Source organism: Acinetobacter sp. YH12021 (assembly GCF_013420145.1).
In the GTDB taxonomy this organism is placed as follows: Bacteria; Pseudomonadota; Gammaproteobacteria; order Pseudomonadales; family Moraxellaceae; genus Acinetobacter; species Acinetobacter towneri.
Genome location: NZ_VOYT01000010.1, coordinates 24,168 through 45,684, shown reverse-complemented (window position 1 = coordinate 45,684; position 21,517 = coordinate 24,168). Strand labels below are relative to the sequence as shown.

Annotated in this window: 22 protein-coding genes; 8 read left to right on the top strand and 14 right to left on the bottom strand. The window is 42.9% G+C overall.

Annotated features, from left to right (window positions below):
- Nucleotides 1–34: 34 nt before the first annotated feature.
- The 4 genes from FTT91_RS09325 to lptF all read right to left on the bottom strand — a co-directional run bounded on the left by FTT91_RS09325 (nt 35) and on the right by lptF (nt 5,089).
- A complete protein-coding gene (locus tag FTT91_RS09325; RefSeq protein ID WP_180169306.1) occupies nt 35–1,204 on the bottom strand; it encodes a S41 family peptidase in 1,170 nt (389 codons plus the stop codon).
- A gap of 18 nt (nt 1,205–1,222) precedes the next feature.
- Complete coding sequence (gene gpmI, locus FTT91_RS09320; protein ID WP_180169305.1) at nt 1,223–2,770, bottom strand: 2,3-bisphosphoglycerate-independent phosphoglycerate mutase; 1,548 nt, start codon at nt 2,768–2,770, stop codon at nt 1,223–1,225.
- 146 nt (nt 2,771–2,916) lie between these two features.
- Nucleotides 2,917–3,987 (bottom strand): LPS export ABC transporter permease LptG, encoded by a 1,071-nt coding sequence (gene lptG, locus FTT91_RS09315; RefSeq protein ID WP_004975683.1) that lies wholly within the window; start codon nt 3,985–3,987, stop codon nt 2,917–2,919.
- A 1-nt stretch (nt 3,988) separates the two neighbouring features.
- Nucleotides 3,989–5,089, bottom strand: coding sequence for an LPS export ABC transporter permease LptF (gene lptF, locus FTT91_RS09310; protein WP_168418364.1), 1,101 nt, complete (start codon nt 5,087–5,089; stop codon nt 3,989–3,991).
- Between the two features lie 158 nt (nt 5,090–5,247).
- Here lptF and FTT91_RS09305 point away from each other — a divergent pair, with 158 nt between their 5' ends.
- The 4 genes from FTT91_RS09305 (at nt 5,248) to FTT91_RS09290 (ending at nt 8,129) form a co-directional block, all read left to right on the top strand.
- A complete protein-coding gene (locus FTT91_RS09305) occupies nt 5,248–6,696 on the top strand; it encodes a leucyl aminopeptidase (RefSeq protein ID WP_180037725.1) in 1,449 nt (482 codons plus the stop codon).
- Nucleotides 6,689–7,096: a DNA polymerase III subunit chi gene (locus tag FTT91_RS09300; protein WP_131260997.1), complete on the top strand. Its 408-nt coding sequence runs from the start codon at nt 6,689–6,691 to the stop codon at nt 7,094–7,096. The genes FTT91_RS09305 and FTT91_RS09300 overlap by 8 nt, the downstream gene beginning before the upstream one ends.
- A gap of 48 nt (nt 7,097–7,144) precedes the next feature.
- Entirely contained in the window at nt 7,145–7,765 is a 621-nt protein-coding gene (locus tag FTT91_RS09295; RefSeq protein WP_004975677.1) for a hypothetical protein, read from the top strand.
- Between the two features lie 145 nt (nt 7,766–7,910).
- A complete protein-coding gene (locus FTT91_RS09290) occupies nt 7,911–8,129 on the top strand; it encodes a hypothetical protein (RefSeq protein WP_096901968.1) in 219 nt (72 codons plus the stop codon).
- Between the two features lie 108 nt (nt 8,130–8,237).
- Here the strand turns inward: FTT91_RS09290 and FTT91_RS09285 are convergent, their stop codons facing one another.
- The 7 genes from FTT91_RS09285 to glnK form a co-directional block, all read right to left on the bottom strand.
- On the bottom strand, nt 8,238–8,783 hold the full coding sequence (locus tag FTT91_RS09285) for a VTT domain-containing protein (protein WP_004975673.1): 546 nt from the start codon (nt 8,781–8,783) through the stop codon (nt 8,238–8,240).
- A 123-nt stretch (nt 8,784–8,906) separates the two neighbouring features.
- Entirely contained in the window at nt 8,907–9,566 is a 660-nt protein-coding gene (locus FTT91_RS09280; RefSeq protein WP_104852910.1) for a riboflavin synthase, read from the bottom strand.
- A 34-nt stretch (nt 9,567–9,600) separates the two neighbouring features.
- Complete coding sequence (locus tag FTT91_RS09275) at nt 9,601–10,893, bottom strand: DNA adenine methylase (RefSeq protein WP_004975669.1); 1,293 nt, start codon at nt 10,891–10,893, stop codon at nt 9,601–9,603.
- Nucleotides 10,890–11,993 (bottom strand): bifunctional diaminohydroxyphosphoribosylaminopyrimidine deaminase/5-amino-6-(5-phosphoribosylamino)uracil reductase RibD, encoded by a 1,104-nt coding sequence (ribD, locus tag FTT91_RS09270; protein ID WP_180169316.1) that lies wholly within the window; start codon nt 11,991–11,993, stop codon nt 10,890–10,892. The genes FTT91_RS09275 and ribD overlap by 4 nt, the downstream gene beginning before the upstream one ends.
- Nucleotides 11,994–12,029: 36 nt before the next feature.
- Complete coding sequence (gene nrdR / locus FTT91_RS09265) at nt 12,030–12,488, bottom strand: transcriptional regulator NrdR (RefSeq protein ID WP_096902237.1); 459 nt, start codon at nt 12,486–12,488, stop codon at nt 12,030–12,032.
- Nucleotides 12,489–12,627: 139 nt separating this feature from the next.
- A complete protein-coding gene (locus tag FTT91_RS09260; RefSeq protein ID WP_179989643.1) occupies nt 12,628–14,037 on the bottom strand; it encodes an ammonium transporter in 1,410 nt (469 codons plus the stop codon).
- Between the two features lie 63 nt (nt 14,038–14,100).
- On the bottom strand, nt 14,101–14,439 hold the full coding sequence (glnK, locus tag FTT91_RS09255; RefSeq protein WP_004650081.1) for a P-II family nitrogen regulator: 339 nt from the start codon (nt 14,437–14,439) through the stop codon (nt 14,101–14,103).
- A 276-nt stretch (nt 14,440–14,715) separates the two neighbouring features.
- On the opposite strand from glnK, the gene FTT91_RS09250 reads away from it, so the two are divergent.
- Entirely contained in the window at nt 14,716–14,943 is a 228-nt protein-coding gene (locus FTT91_RS09250; RefSeq protein WP_004975661.1) for an accessory factor UbiK family protein, read from the top strand.
- Nucleotides 14,944–15,015: 72 nt separating this feature from the next.
- Entirely contained in the window at nt 15,016–16,503 is a 1,488-nt protein-coding gene (locus FTT91_RS09245; RefSeq protein ID WP_180169304.1) for a YifB family Mg chelatase-like AAA ATPase, read from the top strand.
- Nucleotides 16,504–16,625: 122 nt separating this feature from the next.
- Here FTT91_RS09245 and FTT91_RS09240 read toward each other — a convergent pair whose 3' ends face one another.
- Complete coding sequence (locus FTT91_RS09240; protein ID WP_026438393.1) at nt 16,626–17,378, bottom strand: TorF family putative porin; 753 nt, start codon at nt 17,376–17,378, stop codon at nt 16,626–16,628.
- A 1,127-nt stretch (nt 17,379–18,505) separates the two neighbouring features.
- Here FTT91_RS09240 and FTT91_RS09235 point away from each other — a divergent pair.
- A complete protein-coding gene (locus FTT91_RS09235) occupies nt 18,506–19,816 on the top strand; it encodes an OprD family outer membrane porin (RefSeq protein WP_096902242.1) in 1,311 nt (436 codons plus the stop codon).
- A gap of 99 nt (nt 19,817–19,915) precedes the next feature.
- On the opposite strand, the gene ppa is transcribed toward FTT91_RS09235, so the two are convergent.
- Nucleotides 19,916–20,452: an inorganic diphosphatase gene (ppa, locus tag FTT91_RS09230; protein WP_004975651.1), complete on the bottom strand. Its 537-nt coding sequence runs from the start codon at nt 20,450–20,452 to the stop codon at nt 19,916–19,918.
- Between the two features lie 124 nt (nt 20,453–20,576).
- Nucleotides 20,577–20,975: an MAPEG family protein gene (locus tag FTT91_RS09225; protein ID WP_180169303.1), complete on the bottom strand. Its 399-nt coding sequence runs from the start codon at nt 20,973–20,975 to the stop codon at nt 20,577–20,579.
- A 104-nt stretch (nt 20,976–21,079) separates the two neighbouring features.
- On the opposite strand from FTT91_RS09225, the gene FTT91_RS09220 reads away from it, so the two are divergent.
- The gene (locus tag FTT91_RS09220) at nt 21,080–21,460 is read left to right on the top strand and encodes a hypothetical protein (protein ID WP_004975646.1); all 381 of its coding nucleotides are present in this window, start codon (nt 21,080–21,082) and stop codon (nt 21,458–21,460) included.
- Nucleotides 21,461–21,517: the final 57 nt, after the last annotated feature.

Genomic DNA, 21,517 nt, shown 5'->3' with positions numbered 1-21,517 from the left:
ATGCGTTGTAATTTGTGAATGACCAATGATCGTATTAACGGCGACTGAGCAACAAGTTTGCCACATGCTCTAAATAGGCATCCTCTTTCATCTCTGCAGTTTGGATATATTGCTGATTCGGCTGAATCCCTACGCCTTCAATCATTTGATCGCGTGGGGTGTAGTAATGCGAAACCGTCATTTGCAAGGCTGAACCATCGCTGAGAGGAAACAGCTTCTGTACCACACCTTTGCCATAGCTTTTTTCACCCATGACCCAAGCTCGTGCGTGATCTTTCAAAGCAGCAGTAAAGACCTCTGCGGCCGAAGCCGAACGCTGATTAATCAGCACCCCTACTTTTAAATTTTGAAATTCAAAACTTGGTAATGCCTGAAATTGCTGATCGCCTTCAGAACGGCTTTTGGTTGATACAATCACACCCTGATTTAGAAATAAATCGGCAGATTCCACTGCAGCAGACAACAAGCCCCCCGGGTTATTACGCAAGTCAATCAATACAGCTCTTAAACGTGGTGTACTATGTTCTTCAATTAAGCGTTTGATTTCGTTGGCGGTATCTTGCTGAAATACGCGAACTTTAAGCAACAAGACCTGATTCGGAAGCATTTGTGCCTGAATATCAGTTTCCACTTTTTTATTGCGCACCAATAACATAGAGGGCTGATTGGCCGCACGCTGCACACTTAAGGTTGAACCTACTGAACCTGTGAGTAAATTATTGACCTGCTCTGCAGTGAGTTTTCTTAATTCCTGATCATCAATTTTGAACAGACTATCGCCATTACGCAGTCCTTGTTTGGCAGAGTCTGCATCGGTATTTAAGTTCTGAATCACCCATTGCTGCTGGGCCATTTCATAACGTAAATTAAAATCGACCGAAGCCAAATCGCCTTCGGTATATTGTAGAAGCTGTTTATATTCTTCTGCGGTTAAATAGCGTGAATAGCGGTCTAAACCGCTCACCAAGCCACGAATGGCTTGCTGAAACAAGGCATCGTCACTTTTTTCAGTCACGTAGTTGTCTTTGACAATGCCATAAATTTGTACAAACTCCTGAATCGACTCGACAGGCACATCTACATAATCCTGTGCCTGTGTTGGCCCATCCAGTTCTAATTCATCAGGTGCAGCCCAAGTCTGGGAATGACCAGTCCACAACAGCAATGTCGTCAATGCCAATGCATAAATTTTGTGAGCCGTCATTCCATCACCAGTCTGGGGTTATGCCTGTAGGCAAATTAAGTTACGACCTTGCATGTCTGCAGGGACAGGCAATTGCATCAAATTCAGTAAAGTTGGCGCAACGTCTGCCAACACACCACCTTCTGCAATACTCGCCTGTGTTGGGCCTACATAAATGAATGGCACCAATTCAGTGGTATGTTGCGTGTGTACCTGACCACTGTCATAGTCTTGCATTTGTTCGACGTTACCATGGTCAGCAGTAATAATCATGTGACCCTGTTTCGCCATCACCGCTTCATAGACACGACCCAAGCAGGTATCGACTGCTTCAACCGCTTTCACTGCAGCATCAAAGACGCCTGTGTGACCGACCATATCGCCATTGGCATAGTTCACCACCAACAAGTCATACTCACCTGAATTGATTGCAGCAACCAGTTCATCGGTCACTTCATAAGCACTCATTTCTGGTTTTAAGTCATAAGTTGCCACATTTGGCGATGGAATCAGGATGCGTTTTTCACCCGGATATTCATCTTCACGGCCACCACTAAAGAAGAAGGTCACGTGTGCATATTTTTCAGTTTCGGCAATACGCAACTGGGTTTTACCCAAGTCTGACAAGTACTCACCAATTGAATTTTTCAAATCTTCTGGCATATACGCCACAGGCGCAGCAATGCTGGCTTGATAACGGGTCAACATCACAAATTTAGACAGTTGCGGCACAACTTTACGCTCAAAACCAGCAAAGTCCTGTTCCACAAAGGCTTTGGTCAATTCACGTGCACGGTCAGCACGGAAGTTCATAAACACCACGCTGTCGCCATCTTGAATTTTGGCAATTTCACCAATACGGGTGGCTTTAACAAACTCGTCGCTTTCATCTGCCGCATAAGCCGCTGCCAAGCCTTCAACCGCAGTTGCCGCAGTGCGTACTGCCTCACCTTCGGTAAGTAGACGATAGGCTTGTTCTACACGATCCCAACGGTTGTCACGATCCATCGCATAGTAGCGACCAATCAGGCTGGCAATACGACCTTGATTTGGATATTGTGCAAATAATGCGTCCAGTTTTTCCAAAGAAGGCTGCGCGCTTTTTGGTGGCGTATCACGGCCATCTAAAAAGGCATGTAGATAAACTTTTGCACCACGTTTTAATGCCAATTCTGCCATCGCCACGATATGATCTTCATGCGAATGCACACCGCCTTCAGACAATAAACCAAGCAGATGCACTGCACCGTTGGCTGCTTTGGCTTTTTCTACCGCATCGACCAACACTTCATGTTCAAAGAAAGCGCCTGTACGAATGTCTTTGGTAATACGGGTAAAGTCTTGGTACAACACACGTCCTGCACCCAAGTTCATGTGACCAACTTCAGAGTTACCCATTTGACCATCTGGCAAGCCCACATCTTCACCTGAACCAGAGATCAAACCATGCGGATGCTTTTCCTGCATAGCAGTCAAATTTGGTCGTTTCGCTGCTAAAAACGCGTTGTCTTCGACCGCTTCGCGATGACCCACACCATCCATAATCACCAATACGTGAGGGATTTTGCCAGCAGTTGCATCCGCCATAATCAATACTCTTTTTTCGTCTACAAATTAATCATGCTATCTTAACGAATTTTGCGTCAAGACTCTATGTTCAGAAGATGGTTTCCGCCACTGATTCAGATAGGTTTACCCAATCATACGGAAAAAGCAGCAGCATCGGCCCGCACTTAACGCGCACGATGCAGTAAGTAACCGCCGATGACAAACATCAGAATAATAGGAATAAATACGAACCACGCAGGCGATGGTGCATAGACCAAGCTGGCATAGCCCAAGAAATCCTGTAAATAAAAGAAGGTTAAGCCGACAAATAAAGCAATCACCAAACGGAAACCCATAGATTGCTGACGTAACGGCCCAAAAATAAAGGAGCAAGCAATCACCACCAAAGCAATCAGCGCAAAGGGTGCACCAAGTTTTTGCCAGAACGCCAGTTGGTAGGTTTTGGGTACTTGGCTGTATTCATGCATATAACTCATGAAACTGACCAATTGACTTGGGGATAAATCTTCAGGGTCGATGGTGACCATGTGCACATATTTCGGTTGCAATGCTAAAGCCAAAGCCTGTTCGCTGTTTTTAGCTAAAGTCGCGTTGCCCGCCTGCAAAATATCCATCTGTTCAGTTTGATTGAGCAACCAACTACCGTCTTTAACAAACTGTCCCTGATCTGCAGACAATGTACCACGCAAGCGATAATTATCATCAAAATCGACCACTTGTACATTTTTGAGCTGCCCTTGGGCATTGGCGTAGTCAATATAAATAAAACGATTGCCTTCGCGCGACCAATAGCCACGAACTTCACCCAGCTCAGCGACGCTACGGTGACTTTTAACACTTTTGGCTTGTTCATTGGTGTATGGAATCACCCATTCACTGAGCACAAAAGACAGCAGTACCAATACCATGGCGGAACGAATCACCCATCCCACAATACGCCACAGGCTAATCCCTGCAGAACGCATCACAATCAATTCGCTGTTGGATGCCAACGTACCCAAGCCTAACACTGCGCCAATCAAGGCAGAAATCGGCAAAATTTCATAGAGATAATTTGGCGCACCCCACAATACATACAGCAATGCCTGCCATGCACTATAGTTTTCATTAAGTGAACCCAATTCGCCCAAATAGGTAAACAACACCTGCAAACCAGACAAAATTGCCGTTGCACCAAACATAGCCAGTGCTGTGGTCTTGGTAACGTGTTTTGCAACTATACGACGTGCCAACATCTTAAGACCTCACTCGCTGAATTTGCTGCTTAATTTTAGGTGCCAATTTTTGTTTACGCGAGAACAAGGCTGCCGCAATCGCATAAGCCAACAACACCAACGGATAAGCAATCATGCCCATCTCTTCCTTGCTAACACGAGTTTTAACTGCCATCAGTGCCACAATCAAACTGGCGAAAATTAACAAAGCTGGAAATAGTTTTAAATAACGTCCCTGCCGTGGACTCACTTCTGATAATGCCACTGCTAAAAACAGCGCCACCACAATTGCAAACGGCACAAAAATACGCCAACCTAGCTCACTGGCCACCACAGGGTCTTCACGGTTTTCCCAGAGTTGTGACGTGGTTAAAGCTTCGACTTCAGCACTTTCAAATTTGGCTTCTTTGTCATTTTCTAAACGTAAACGATAACTTTGGAATTCTGCCTGGGAATATTTGGCTGTGCCTGGGAATATTTCATAACGGCGACCTTCAACCAAATCCACCACATTGGCAGGATCATTTTCCAGTTCTACCCGTGTGGCCTCTTTGGCTAAAATCATCACATCTGGGCGGCCTGCTTTTTCAGCCCGTTGATAGAAGAAAATATCTTTCAGGTTTTTACGGTCTTCAGATAAATCGCCTGCATAAATGGTGTATGGCCCCGAAGAAATAAATTCTTTGGGTCGCACCAAATCAAAACCTGTACGCACCGCCTGACTAGTGGTCAGTGCTTCAAACTGACGAATCCCCCAAGGCGATGCCCACAGCATCAAAAAGCCTTGCACAATCAGAAACACCAACGTCATAGGTACCAATAAACGTGCCAACTGATGTCGACTCACACCACTACTGTTGAGCACTGCCATTTCATGATCGACATATAAACGACCAAAGACCAGCATCAGACCAATAAAGAAACCTAAAGGTAAAATCAGCGTCAAAAATTCAGGCAAGCGATAGCCAATGATGCTGAATAAAATACTCGCATCCAAACGCCCTTGCGCGGCTACGCCAAAATACTTGATCAGTCGACCACCCATCATGATCAAGGTCAGTAAGGCAATCACAACCAAGGATGTCGACACAACTTGCTTGACCAAATAACGCCGAATAATCAAATTATTTCTTCCAAAATGTGAGGGAATCCAATTCGCGTTAGTTTACCTGAATGTTGAAAATATAAAACCTATCGCCTTGTTATACATTGAAACTCGACGCATAAAAATGTTTCAATGGTTGCATAGTTTGCACATTTAGATAGGCATAAAATCCAGTGATTAAATTTAGCTTAAGTCCCGCATTCCAAGAACACAGCGCGAGTGAATCTTTGTCAATTTTAGTGGCTGCAGAACAGGTGCCACAGGCAACTGCTGCTTATCAAATCAAGGATTTAGACAGCATTATTCAAGCGACACAATTTAAAGCAGGCTTTAATGAAAGTTTAAGTTTGGTGGCTAGCGTTGCTGAATGCGCCAATAGCAACCTGATCGGTTTGGGTAAAACCGAAGAATTACCAGCCGCAAAGCTGGCAAAAATTGCACAAAGCATTATCAAATCTTCACAAAAAAAATTTAAACAGATCAGCATTGACTTGTCTGCCCTGCCTAGCGAGCTGCATTATGTATTTGCACTCAGCCTGACCCAAGCAGCCTATGCTTTTGATGAATACAAAAGCAAAAAGAATGAATTTCAGCTTGAACAAATCCATTTCATTGCCAATAACAGCCCACTCAGCGCAGATCAACTTCAATTGATTGAAGCCATGCAATCGGGGCAAAACATGGCACGCGACTTGGGCAACCGTCCGGGCAACATTTGTTTCCCTGAATATTTGGCAGAACAAGCCCAAGCACTTGCGGCAGAATATCCAGACCTACTCAAAGTCACCATTTTAGATGAAGCAGAAATAGCGGAATTGGGCATGGGTGCTTTCCTTGCAGTCAGTCAGGGTTCAGACCGTCCAGGACGCATCATTAGCCTCGAATACCAAGCACAGCGTGATGAAGCACCTGTGGTATTGGTTGGTAAAGGCATCACCTTTGATACAGGCGGCATTTCACTCAAACCCGGCTTAGGGATGGATGAAATGAAATTTGATATGTGTGGTTCTGCTTCAGTTTTAGGCACCATGCGCGCGCTGTGTGAAGCACGTTTACCTATCCATGTGGTCGGCACGATTGCCGCTGCAGAAAATATGCCGTCAGGCAAAGCCACTCGCCCGGGTGATATTGTGACCAGTATGAGCGGCCAAACCATCGAAATTTTAAATACCGATGCCGAAGGTCGTTTGGTGCTGTGCGATACCCTAACCTATGTGAAACGCTTCAACCCTGCTTTGGTGATTGATATTGCGACTTTAACAGGCGCTTGCGTGGTTGCACTCGGTTCGGTACTGACAGGCATGTTTACCCCAGATGATGAACTTGCGGCGGAATTGGATGCTGCGGGACACACTGCATTTGACCGTGTATGGCGTATGCCCGTGATTGACGATTACCAAGAACAACTGGATTCACCATTTGCCGATATTGGCAATATTGGTGGGCCTAAAGCAGGTTCAGTTACTGCAGCATGCTTCTTGCAACGCTTTACCCGTGACTATCGCTGGGCGCATCTAGACATTGCAGGCACTGCATGGAATTCAGGCAGCAATAAAGGCGCAACAGGTCGTCCTGTACCGTTATTGATGCAGTTCCTCGCACAACGTGCAAGCAATAATGGCTAAAGTTAGCTTTTATTTGTTTGAAAAAAGTCCTGAACGGCAAGTGGAAAGCACTTGCCGTTTATGCCGCAAAATTTTGCGGCAGCAGGCACGCATTTGGCTGCATTGCCCTGATCCAGAGTTACAGCAAATATTGGATGAGCGTCTGTGGAGTTTTGATGCCAGCAGCTTTATTCCACATGGCATTAACCAAACACAGGCCAGCGTATGTATTTCTGCCGAATTACCGCAGCAATCGGACTGGATTGTGTTTAATTTTAACAGTCAGGCACTTGAAGCCTATGCAAAATTTAGTCACATTATTGAGATTATTGAAAATCACGAAGCAGCTAAAGTGCTTGGACGTGAAAAATTTAAACAATATCGACGTTTGGGCATAGAACCACAGACGTTTAAGCTTTAATTTTAAAACGTTTTTTTAAAAATACTGCTCAAAATAAGGAGAGATGCGGTGACTTTAAATGTCGGCTCAGATTTTAAACAGCGCTGGTTAACCGCGCCTCAGGCTGTGCGCCAGACATTTATGGATGATCTGCATCGAATTTGTGAGGTCTTGCAACCTGAAACGCAATTACACAACTGGATTGCAGAAGATCAGCGCGCTCAGCAACAATCACAGGAAAAAATTGAACAAGCCTATGCTGACCTGAAAGCACGTTTGATTGAAGAAGCACGGCAACGTCGCCAATTGGCACTCGAACTCAAATTAGAACAGCAACGTGCAGAACAAGCCGCTTATGCTGCACAGCTACAGCAAGATGAAGCGCAACGCTTTGCAGAACAAACTCAAGCACTTGAGTTGATGCGTCAAAGTCTGGATCAGGAAATTTCAAACTATACTGCACGTTATGAGCAAAATCCTGAATTACCTGCAGTGACTTTTAATCAAGCCGCAACTGCGGTAAGTGATGATCAAATTGTTTCTGAACTTGAAAGTGTACGTTTGCGTTTAGAGCTAGAAGCCGAAACTCAAATTGAGCAGGCGGTAACGATCTTTCGTGCGCGACTACATGCTGCAGCCCAAGAAGAAATTGACTATATCTTAAAAAATTCAAATTTTTCTAAAGAATAATTTTACTTTTTATCCCCAATTAGCCCAAAGTCTTAAACCCAATGTCATCAAAATGAAATAATTTTGTCACATGATAATCATCCAGAAAAAGTTGAATTCTCAACTTTTATCTCCTTTAAATGACTTTTGTAATCATGGGTTTCAAATGGATATCTTGACGAAAATTTCAGGCAAAATCGACCATCTTAATGCGGGCGAACAGTGGAGTATTCGTGCTCAGGATTTATGGATCAGTCGTGCAGATTTCCAATCATTAAGCATGTACTTGTCTAAAGAAGCGGAAAAGGGTGAGTTTTCAATTCAAAGTAACGATACTTTTAGCCCGCGCTTGGGTGGCACAGAATTAATTGTCACCAAACACTAAAACTGAACAATATCAAAAGTCCACACGGTGGGCTTTTTTTGTGGCCATCAATCCACTTTTTTAGTTATCGCGGTGGATTTAGAAGAAGAAAATAGAAAAATGAGGAATTTAAATCCAATCACCCAACCAAGACAAAATATTACCCAAGCCATAACCTATTGCCATTAAAGAAAAAATCCATACGGCAGCACCCACCACATTATAAAAACTAAAGGTCGCCAAAGGCATGTGCCCTGACCCTGCAGCAAATGGTGCAAATGAACGAACAAACGGTATAAAACGCGCCATTAAAATAGTTTTGCCACCATGTTTCATAAAATAATGGTTGGTTTTGACAATATATTCAGGTTTGAAATAACGTGAATGTTGATGAAAATACTTCACCCCTAGAATTCGTCCAGTGTAATAGTTGACGCTATATCCCAAGACCGCAGCGACAAAAAGTAAAATCCCCATATAGTGCAAATGCACCACATCGGTGGTGGAACACAAGGCACCAATTGCGATCAGCAAACTATCGCCTGGTAAAAAGAACATGAACACAGAACCTGTTTCTGCAAAAATAATCAGAAACAAAATGGCATAGATCCACAGACCATAATTATCGAGTAATAATGGCAGCCAGTGTTCCAAATTCATTAAAAAATCAATCATCTACATTAAACCAAAGGGGTGTTTATGATGAAAAAAACATCTTTATCTTTTTAATTATCCCTAAAAACAAAAAAACAGTCTAATTTTTCAATCAGACTGTTTAAATTTCATTCGGCTCTGTGCTTATTTTAAAAAGCCATTTTCAGCCAAGAATTCCATGCTAATTTTAGATTGCTGCGTAGTTTCTGCAGCTTTATCACCCAAGAGCAAACGCTCAATATAACGCGCCAAGACATCCACTTCTAAATTGACCTTGCTGCCAACTTTCCATGTGCCAATATTGGTACGCTCTGCCGTGTGTGGAATTAAATTCAGACTGATAACACTGCCGCGTAAATGGTTAATGGTCAGGCTGATGCCATCGACGGTCACCGAACCTTTTTCTGCCAAATATTTGGCAATTTCTGCAGGTGCAGTCACTTCATAGTAAATTGAACGTGCATCTTCACGTACCAGCGTAATTTCACCGACTGCATCAACATGGCCACTTACGATATGTCCACCAAAACGTGTGGTCGGCAACATGGCTTTTTCGACATTGACAGGCTGACCCACTTTCCATGTGCCTAAAGTGGTACGGTTCAAACTTTCACGGGACACATCTGCGGCATACCAATTGTCGCCCCACTCGATCACAGTCAGGCAAATACCATTGGTGGCAATTGAATCCCCCAAATGCACATCTGACATATCTAAATCTGTCTGAATACGCAAACGTACATCACCGCCCACACTTTGCAGGCTTTCTACTTTACCTAAACTTTCAATAATGCCTGTAAACATAATCTTTTCTCTCATTCACTGAGGATTTGTGGATTTACCACAACGCCAATTGGGTACTCACACCTGAGGTATCTACACCACCCAATTCTGCAAAATGGTAAAGTTGCCCTAACAACTGGCGAATAGGTGGGCCTGACTTGGCATGCGTATCGGTAATCACAATAAATTCCAGCACGCGCGCACGCTCGGACTGACGCTGTTTACTCACGCGATAACGCGGAACATCTTGCGTCAATAACGTCACTCGACCGCGTTTTAAATTGGCTTGCAACAAGTCTGTGGCACTAATATTACCATCGGTAGAATAACTGGTCAGAATAAAACGTGCATTAATGGTGTCCAATAAGGTTTCATACGCCTCTTTGGCGTACTTAGATGAGTTGTATGGACTTGGACGTTCTTTGCGCCATGCACGGTCAATACCACTTTTAAAGCCTTTGGTGTCTGGGGTTGGTAAATCGACCTGATCCCACAAGGTTAAGGCATTTAAGACATGATAGTTACTGCTATAAGCATGTTGATTATACGGTGGGTCTAAATAAGCCACATCCACCTCAAAACCACTCATTTGATTGGCAAGATGCTGTGCATCGACACACCACATTTCTGCAGCAGGTTTATTTGGTTCACCAATGTCACAAAAACGACTTGGCGTGAGCCACAATAATGATTCTATTCGTTCGAGTGCAGTTTGAGTTTTGCCACCCCAGCCGTGGTGGAAGCTTTTAAACACCCCACTGGTATTACTGACAAAACTGGCAGAGTACAACAACGGCGCCAACAATGCCGACATCTCAACATCATCAATGGCACCCTGCGCTTGCCACGTAGCAATTTGCTGACGAATCGCATCTATGCGCATACCGTTACGACGTTTAAAGAATAAACGGTCACGACTTGGGTCATAAATTTCGTCATTGCGCGGACACAAATTATGCGTCACCCAGCCTTTGACTTCAGGCAAACGGTTCAAATAATCAATGGCTTTTTGATAGCCGCCTAATTCTTTAAACGCAGGTGCTTCAGTGCAGGCCAAAATCGCATGGTTTAAGGCATGGCTGTACGGTTCCCAGTCATTGGCAATCACCCGATAACCATTTTGACGCGCCAAACGTGATACCACTCCTGAACCTGCAAAAAAATCGGCAAAAATTGGTGCACGACCATTTTTAGGATGTAGCGTTCCTGTCTGTTCAAGTGCTTCTAAAATCAGATGCAGTAAACGGCGTTTATTGCCCAAATAAGGCACTAACTGATGGAATAAGTATTCATCAGTGGTGCGTGCCGCATGACGACGTTTGTGATAAACCGTTGACTCTGAACTCATAGTGTCTCTTGAGAAGGAATTAACCTAAGGCGCACGTCATCACCCAATTGAGTGACATCGCAAAGTTTAAATCGAAGTTGCTCTGCCATCTGTTCAAATTCTGCATTAAACATGGCACGAGCCGAGCGCCCTAACAATGTAGGTGCCACATAGCTGATCACTTCATCGACCCAACCTTCCTGTAAGAAAGCAGTCGATAAGGTTGCTCCCGCTTCAACCAATACATCATAAATTTGATATTGCTGTACCAATTGGGCAAGTAAGGTGGCTAAAGGTTGCGATTCCAATTGTAACACGCCCAAAGCGGCCAACTCTGCACGATACGGTCCCATCACCATCACCGTTTCAGGCTGCTGCAAAATTTGTGCGCTCAAAGGCAAACGACCTTGGCGATCTAAAATAATCCGTTTGGGTTGTACTACGCTGTGAATATCATCTACACCCTCTAAGTGGCGTACATTAAGCAGACAGTCATCGGCCAGTACCGTGTCGATCCCCGTTAAGACTGCAGCAGAAATTGCCCGCCAATGTTGCACATCGGCACGTGCAGACGTGCCTGTGATCCATTTGGATTCACCCGAAGCCATTGCCGTGCGACCATCCAAACTTGAAGCTACTTTTAAACGCACATAGGGCATGCCCGTAGCCATGGCTTTTAAAAAGCCTAAATTTAACTGACGCGCTTCGGCTTCTGCCACACCGACATCCACCTGAATGCCTGCATCCTTTAAAATCTGAACGCCCTTACCTGCCACCAATGGATTTGGATCTGGACAAGCGACTACCACTTTGACCACGCCTGCATCGACCAAGGCTTTGGCACATGGTGGTGTGCGCCCATAGTGTGCACAAGGTTCCAAGGTCACATAGGCGGTTGCACCCTGCGCTTGTTCAGCGGCCTGACGCAAAGCAAAGACTTCGGCATGTGGCTGTCCTGCACGCGGATGGAAACCTTCGCCCAATAATTGGGCATCTTTAACAATAACGCAGCCCACGTTCGGATTTGGCTTAGTGCTGTATTGCCCCAAACGTGCCAGTTCAATGGCACGACGCATCCAAAAAAGATCATCAGGTTGCGCGTCAGTATTGAGTTCAGTCATGGATGGATGCTGTGGAATAGATGCTGGCATTGTGCTTTATTGCTCACGCGACTGCATTTGTTCAATTTGGCGACGGAAGGCTTCAACATCCTGAAAGTCTTGATACACCGAGGCAAAACGTACATAAGCGACATGATCCAATGCAAATAAAGCCTGCATAACAACCTCACCAATGGTACGCGATTTCACATCACGCTCTCCCAAACGGCGAATTTGCAGTTGGATGTCACTAAGTACCGTTTCAATTTGCTCTTGGGTCACAGGACGTTTTTGCAAAGCATGCATTAACGAACGACGCAACTTGGCTTCATCGAAAGGCTCACTTTTACCATCGGATTTAATTACCCGAGGCATGACCACTTCATAACTTTCAAAGGTGGTAAAGCGTTCACCACAGCCAATACACTCACGACGTCGGCGAATTTGGCAGCCTTCTGCCGCCAAACGTGAGTCAATCACTTTACTGTCTGCAGTGTTGCAAAATGGACAATGCATAGCGGTTTAATTGCACAAATTTAAATGAAAATGCAGTGTAGCAAAATTTCCAAACTTTGTAGAGTTTTACGCAACATATAGAAAAAAAACAGCCCCGAAGGGCTGTTTTACACAATATATTGATTATGTACTGTCTAGATTATTCTACACGTTCACCATGTTGGCTTAAGTCGAGTCCCATACGCTCATCTTCTGCAGCCACACGAATACCAATGGTTAGATCAATTACTTTTAAGATGATGAAAGTCAGTACAGCAGAGTAAGCAATGGTCGCTAACACACCTTCAACTTGCACCCAAAGTTGGCTCATCAAGTTGCTTGGTGCAGCATCGCCCATAATAAACTCGCTGGCAAAGAAGGCTGTTAAAATTGCACCAACAATACCACCTACACCATGTAGTCCAAAGGCATCTAGAGAGTCATCAGCTTTCAGGGCGCGTTTTAAGGCAGTAATACCCCAGAAACATACCACACCACCAATTAAACCCATCGCTAATGCACCACCAACAGTCACAAAACCTGCTGCTGGAGTAATCACCACCAAACCTGCTACAGCACCCGATGCAGCACCTAATACAGAACCTTTACCACGTACCAGTTTTTCTGCTACAAGCCATGCAATTGCTGCGGCTGCGGCTGCCACTTGAGTCACAACTAAGGCATAACCCGCTGCACCATTGGCACCTAAAGCAGAACCACCGTTGAAACCAAACCAGCCCACCCAGAGTAAACTTGCACCCAGTACAGTCAAAGTCAGGTTGTGCGGAGCCATAGATTCACGGCCCAAGCCCATACGTTTGCCCAACATGTATGCAGCAACCAAACCTGCAACACCCGAGTTAATATGAACAACAGTACCGCCAGCAAAATCAAGTGCACCATCATTGCCTAACCAACCACCACCCCATACCCAGTGGGTAATTGGTGCATAGACCACGACCACCCAGATCGCGATAAAAGCAACAAAGGCACCAAACTTCATTCGTTCTGCAATTGAACCACTGATAATTGCCACAGTAATGATGGCAAAGGTCATTTGGAATATCACAAATAGAATTTCAGGAATACTGCCACTGAGCGCATCGGTACCAATGCCCGCCAGCATGACTTTGTCTAGACCACCAATAAAGGCATTACCTTCACCAAAAGCCAAACTATAGCCCACTGCCACCCAGGCAATACTGACCACGGCTGCTGCTACAAAGCTATAGGCCATAGTATTGAGTACGTTTTTCTTGCGTACCATACCGCCATAAAACAGTGCCAAACCAGGAATGGTCATGAGTAAAACTAAAGCAGTCGAAACTAAAATCCAAGCGGTATCGCCTGTATCTAATACAGCTTCTGGTTCAGCAGCTTCGGGCGTGCTGACTTCTGCTACAGCTGCAACTTCTGTTGCATTTGGTGTTTCGATAGGAGATGTTTCGGCAGTTTCAAGCACTGCAACATCTGAAGTTGGTGCGGTGGCTGTTACGGCTTCTTCAGCCCAAGCAACAGAACCACCAAGAAGTGCGCCTGATAGACTCAGCGCGAGTAGCATTTTTTTCATTTGTGTCCCCCGACCTTTGTTTTTGTGAGTTATTAGGTACTCAGCAAACTTCGTGCCATTTTCTTAAACAGCGTCTGCACCCGTTTCACCTGTACGAATACGGATGACTTGTTCGAGGTTAGTAACAAAGATTTTGCCATCACCAATCTTGCCTGTACTAGCAACACGAGTGATTGACTCAATCACCGAATCCACCATTTCATCGCTAATTGCGATTTCAATTTTAACTTTAGGCAAGAAGTCAACGACGTATTCAGCGCCACGATAAAGTTCGGTGTGACCTTTTTGGCGACCGAAGCCTTTGACTTCTGTTACGGTGATCCCTTGAACACCAATTTCAGATAATGCTTCACGCACATCATCTAATTTAAAGGGTTTTACAATTGCAGTTACGAGCTTCATGTGTGTTTTCCTTCGGCTTAATTCACCAGTAAGGTTTTATGTTCAAATTCCATGCCAAAGTTCTAAGGTCGGGGGAAATTAGAAACCGTGACATGAGTTTTCTTTATACCTTATTTTATACATTTATATGGTTGTGATCTTCAAAAAATAGACATATTTACTAGAAGATTTACGATTTTACTCATCGAATAAATCCATATTTCGTCTGAAATGCTATAGTCTATTCAAGACCAGTGCTACACTGCCTCCATTTTCTCCATCTTTGTGGAAACAACAATGATTGAAACTTTATTACAAGCCATTTTGGAACAAGTTGAACAACCTAAAAAAGATTTAGAACATAATTTACGTGCTTTGCTCAATGAGGCGGTCACCAAAATGGATTTGGTCTCGCAAGATGAGCTAGACCGCCAACGTACTGCGCTCAATAATGCCAACTTACGTTTAAATGAATTGTTAAAACAGGTTGAAGCACTGGAACAGAAAATTCAACTCCAAAAATAAGCACCAATTGAGTGCATAAATACAAAAACCAAACATTATAAAAATAACGCACCAAAACGGATCATCATAAAAATGTCTTTTGCCAAAGTGTATACGCGGGGGCTGCTCGGCTTGCACGCCCCTGCAATTGAAGTCGAAGTCCATCTGAGTCAAGGCTTACCTTCTTTAACCATTGTCGGTCTAGCCGAAGCTGCCGTGCGTGAGAGTAAAGATCGGGTACGCTCTGCCATTATTAACAGTGGTTTTCAATTTCCAACCAAACGTCTGACCATTAATTTAGCACCTGCCGACTTACCCAAAGATGGTTCACGTTTGGACTTAGCCATTGCTTTGGGCATTTTAATTGCTTCGAGACAATTGCCCGAACAAAGCACTGAAGGTTTAGAGTTTATTGGAGAATTGGCTTTAGATGGTCAATTGCGCCCTACCACAGGTACACTCAGTATTGCGATTGCCTGCCAACAGGCACAGCATTGTTTGGTTTTACCTGAACAAAATGCACAAGAAGCTGCTCAATTGCCTGACTTTGAAGTCTTTGCCGCCACACATTTAAAACAAGTTTGCGAACATTTGGCACAAAGCCAGCCTTTAGATAAAGTCACCGCAATTGCCCAGCCACAGTTATCTCATTCCGCATTTGATTTAGTCGATGTTAAAGGACAATTACGCCCAAGACGTGCTTTGGAAATTGCAGCAGCAGGTGGACACTCCTTGTTGTTTAAAGGCCCGCCAGGCACAGGTAAAACCTTGTTGGCTTCTCGCCTTGCCAGTATTTTACCGCCCTTAGATTTACAAGAAAATTTACAAGTTGCGAGTATCTACTCAGTCGCCAACACACCGCATACTTTTGGGCAACGCCCATTTCGTGCCCCACACCATACTGCCTCTGCCGTAGCATTGGTCGGGGGTGGCTCATATCCAAAACCTGGCGAAATCACGCTGGCGCACTTAGGCGTGTTGTTTTTAGATGAATTACCTGAGTTTGATAAGAAAGTATTAGAAGTATTGCGGCAACCGTTGGAGTCTAAAGAAATTGTGATTTCTCGGGCATCGCGACAAATTACCTTTCCAGCGAACTTTCAATTGGTGGCTGCAATGAACCCCTGCCCCTGTGGTTATGCTTTTAATCAGGACGTGCGCTGTCAATGCTCTACAGAAAGTATTAAACGCTATCAAAATCGTATTTCAGGGCCACTGTTAGACCGCATTGATTTACATATTGATGTTCCACCACTACAAGCCCATGAATTACAAGACAGTAGACCTGTTGAAGATTCCGAAACGGTGCGAAAACGCGTAATTCAAGCTTATGAATTGCAAATGCAACGACAAAAGGGCTTAAATATGTCGCTCAGCCCAAAACAATTAGAACAGTTTGCCCTATTAGATGGCACTGCACAGGATATTTTAACCATTGCACAACAACGGTTAAATTTGTCTGCACGCGCTTATCATCGGGTGTTACGCGTTGCACGTACTATTGCAGACTTGGCGCAAAGTGAACAGATTCAAAGCGGCCATTTGAGTGAAGCATTGTCTTATCGTGGCAATCCAGCCTAGGCGAAAATATTGAGATATAAAAACAGCCCATTGCCATGTCTAAGCAATGGGCGAGTTATCTTGTTATTCTTTTGGATGTTACTCCCAATTGGAGCTTCTTATTTATCCTAAATACAGAGGACTTAGAATGCTTTGGTCAAAGTAAACACAGCACCTGTTTCAACACCACGCTTTGCCGCATGCGAAAAACCATCGGTATCAATATCAGTTCCTACAGCAGCCAATTCAGCAGATAAACCTTCAACTGAAGCAAAGTTATAGCTTACACCGACTTTCCAATCTACATAGCTGTCTTTTCCACCGCCAAAATCAAAGTCATCTGCTTGGGTGTAACCTAATCCAGCAACCCCAGAAAAGCCGGTACTTCCAATGGGTGCGGTATAAGTGGCATTGAAATACCAAGCATCGGTGTCACCACCTAAGAAATCATTACTGTAGTTAATGGCTGTTAATAAGCTGGCATCTTTAAACAAAACATCACTAAAACCTAATTTTGCATAAGCTTCGAGCCAGTTTAAATCGCTCTCACTTGGGTAGGCGTAATACCAAAAACCCACATCCAAAATGGGTTTGCTGGCAAAATAATCTAGGCTTGTGGTATAGCCCATATAAGGGTCAAGCTCTAAATGTGCCGTACCACCAAAATCGACATTGGAACCCCACACGCCTGCATACACGCCAGAATCATGGCTGAGAGCAAAACCTGCTTGCACTGCGGGATCATTAAAGGTTTGAGTTAAACCACGATAGCGATAATCACTGGTTAAGGCTGCTGTCCCGCTAAACGACATGCCTGTCGCATTTTCTGCAGCAAAGCTGAGACTTGATGTGGCTGCGAACATCGCCAAAGAAAGTGTTTGAAGTACGAATTTCATTTTAGATTCCCCCTGCATCGGATGAGATGCCTTTGTCTATTTTTTTGACTCAATGAAGGAATTGCAAACTCTATGCCAACGATGAAATTCAGAACAGCAATTTTACGTTTAAAAGCAATAGATATAAATTTAAACTATTGTTATACATCAATTATTTTTAGTGTGTTTTTTATTTTGATTGGAATGAATTTTGATTTGCATCAATACTCGTCTTATAACCACTGCACTTTAAACATGAATTTACACAGTGCTATGATTATTTTTTGCATCCTTGCATAGCAATAAAGCTAAATCACATACCTAAAAAAGTGCAGTCAAGAATCACAAGCCTATCCTGATCAAAAAATAGAAAGTCATGCCTATCCTCTGTTCATCCTTACGCCGTCAACTATCAAAACTCAGTGAACAGACAGAAATCCTGTCCTAAACTGCACTAGATTTCTGCACCAAAATTTGACATCAATATACGACGCGACACTTCAATCTTCACATCAAAAATAATTCAATGACCAAAACGATAGATCAATTTTAATTTTCGCAAGCCAACGACCATATAAAAGTTATGTATAAAATATCTGCTTAAACAGTTCTGTTTTCATCGTAATGCCAAAACTAAACACCGATGTTTCACATGAAATCCGTAATAGCCAAAAGCTATTACTCAAAGCTTAAATAAAATGTAATTTTTATACTCTTAATTCAAATAAAGATTCATAAATTTATTTCCCCACTTATCTCTTGCCCAAAATTCGACTTCATAGATAACCATTTCACAGGAAAAACTTCACCCTATTTTAAAATTTATGCTGTGCCTTATGCGCTTTGATCACACACCAAGCTGTTGAAAAATTGAACAAACTGTATTTTTAATGTACAAGTTGCAGATGCGCTGTATTTGGCTATGTTTCAGTGACTCAGTAAGTTTTAAATATGTTTATGTTTTTACTAAAAAATAAAATATTTATTCAACTTTTGAAAAGTCGATATTTTTAATGACCCCACAGTTTATCGAAAAAATGCTTAACTTTAGTGTCATAAGTGCTTTAAAAGTGATATTTTCGCGCATAAATAGCGATACAATTCGCCTACGTTTCAACTACACATTTACTGCATGAGGCCATCTCCCAATGCTGCAATCTAAAAAATTAACACTTGCGTTGCTGATCAACGCAGCGCTTGTTTCAACTGCATTTGCTAGCGAACAAAGTGAATCTAAAGGCTTTGTAGAAGACGCAAACGGTTCGGTTTTATTCCGTACAGGTTATTTGAATCGTGATAAAAAAGATGGACTAACAAACGACACAAGCTCTGCAGCTCAAACAGCAATTATCAATCTAGATTCTGGCTTTACTAAAGGTATTGTTGGTTTTGGTGCAGGTATCATTGGTGATGCTTCATTCAAACTAGGTGAAAACAAAAATACTGGCAACCAAATGATTCCAGTCCACAACGATGGTTCTGCTTATGACCACTGGGCACGTGGTGGTGCTTATGTAAAAGCACGCGTATCAAATACAACAGCTAAATATGGTACGCAAGTATCTGAAATACCAGTAATTGCAAGCAATACAGCACGCTTAACACCTGAATACTACACTGGTCTTTATATTGAAAGTAACGAAATTAAAGACTTGACGTTAATTGGTGGTAAATTTACTAAAAACCAATGGTCAAATGACATCAGCTCAGACCAACAAGGTTTGGATAGTGCTATTTTCTGGGGTGCAAAATACAAATTTAACGACCAAGTTAATGCCTCTTATTATGGGGTAGATGTTAAAGATAAATTAGAACGCCACTATGCCAATGCAAATTACAACTTTGCTGTACCTAACGATGCAAATGTAACCTTAGATGCTGTGGCTTATAACACACAGTGGGAAGCTGGTGCAGCCACAGGTTCACATACTACAGATAACCTTGCAGACCGTGAAAACACTATTTGGGGAGTTTCGGCAACCTATAATAAAGATGCTCACAATGTAATGCTGGCTTATCAAGATAATGCTGGCAATACAGGTTACGACTATGCATACAATGCAGATGGTCTACAAAGTATTTATGTACCAAATTCATACTTATCTGATTTCAACGGCAATGATGAAAAATCAGTTGGCTTGCAATATAACTACAACTTTAAAAACCACGGTTTACCTGGCTTGAACTGGACAAGTGCATTTGTTTACGGTTGGGATATTGATGTTGCGGATCGCAACAATCGAACTGAAATTATTGATCAAGCTGAAGAACATGAATTTTTCAACCAAGTGAAATACACCGTTCAATCTGGTGCATTTAAAGATGCGAGCTTACGCTTACGCTACTCTTACTTGCGTTCAAGTAGTAGCTACAATAACCAAAAAGTGAATAACAGCGAAGGTATTGGCTCAACTAATGAATGGCGTATCTGGTTAGATATTCCTGTGAAATTATTCTAATTTCTCGGAATAGCCAACCCAATAAAAAACCTGCACATATTCTGTGCAGGTTTTTTATATTTTAGCTTTCATGTGAAAGCTAAATAGACTGCGCGCAAATTATGGATTTGCAGCTTTGTAGCCTTCAATTGAGTTCAATACTTCTTGTTTCGCAACATCAGCACCTTCCCAACCACTTAACTTCACCCATTTGCCTGGCTCTAAGTCTTTATAGTGCTGGAAGAAGTGTTCAATTTGGCTGATCAATAATGGTGGAAGATCCGTATATTCTTGAACATCTTTATAAATTGGGGTTAATTTTTCGTGCGGAACGGCAACCAATTTCGCATCAATACCACCATCATCTTCCATGTTCAATTTACCCACTGGGCGGCAACGAATCACAGAACCTGGCTCTACTGGGTGTGGAGTCACAACCAATACGTCTAGCGGATCACCATCCAATGAAAGTGTATTTGGCACATAACCGTAGTTCGCTGGGTAGAACATTGCTGTACCCATGAAACGGTCTACAAATAATGCATCAGAATCTTTGTCAATTTCGTATTTGATTGGCGCTGCATTGGCAGGAATTTCAATGATCACATAGATGTCATTTGGTGCATCTTTACCCGCAGGGATATTGCTGTAGCTCATAGCATCACTCTTAAACAAGTTAAATCTTTTTAAAACCGCGTCAATTATAACGGTTTTCTGTCCTGAATTACTGCGCGATTATACATCTGCAAGGCAAAAATACATATTTTCAGACATGACTTGATCAGGTCAGTTTAATCACCATCAGCAAAATACAAATTGGGCAAAGTAAAGACAGCATCCAAACAATTGAACGCAACGTCGCCCAATTGGCTAAATAACAAATTCCATAAATAATGCGTAGCACAATATAAGCAATACCAAACATCATCACCACCACTTGTGGGATGACCATATATTCCGCCATGAGCACTGCAGCAATGAACAAAGGCAAACTTTCAAAACTATTTTGTTGTACGGCATTGGCACGTGCAGCCAAACCTGTAGTTTTGGCTAAAAATTCACGTGGATTTTGGTTATCTTCACGTTTAAAGCCGCCTGTCATTTTTGCGACAACAGCAAAGACATACGGCAATAAGCAAGCAATAATAATTAGATAAACAATTCCACTTATGCTTTGCATCAATTTTTTCTCATAAACTGTATTGAGAACTTATCATAACATGGCATTTCTTGAATAAATTTTGTTAAATAGCATGTTTTAAGCAATTGTATAAAGGATCCATTATGGTCAGCCCAGATCAAAAGGAAATGTTAGATGTACTTGAAAAGCAGCGCCAACATCAACTGCGAGTGGATCGTGTTTTAAAAATTGTGTTGCCTATTGTGGCATTTTTATTGATGGTGATTTGCGCCAACATGAACGTATGGTCGACCATTTTTACCTTCGTTGTGCTTTGGGTGGCGTTTTATGCGGTGGGGATTAAGCGCTTACCGCTCTGGCACTGGATTATTGTGATTGTGGTGTATTGCTTAATTGATAATATTTTAAGTTATGGCAGTTTTAATCAATCAGGTTTTAGCCGCCAATTTGGTGCGATGTTTATTTTCTTGGGTATTGTGGGTGTTGGGCGTCGTTACTTTGACCGTTGGCTGATGAAAGAGTAATACTTTTGCCTTTATCGAACAAGAAACAATCTATTTTCTATAGCATATAAAAAATGC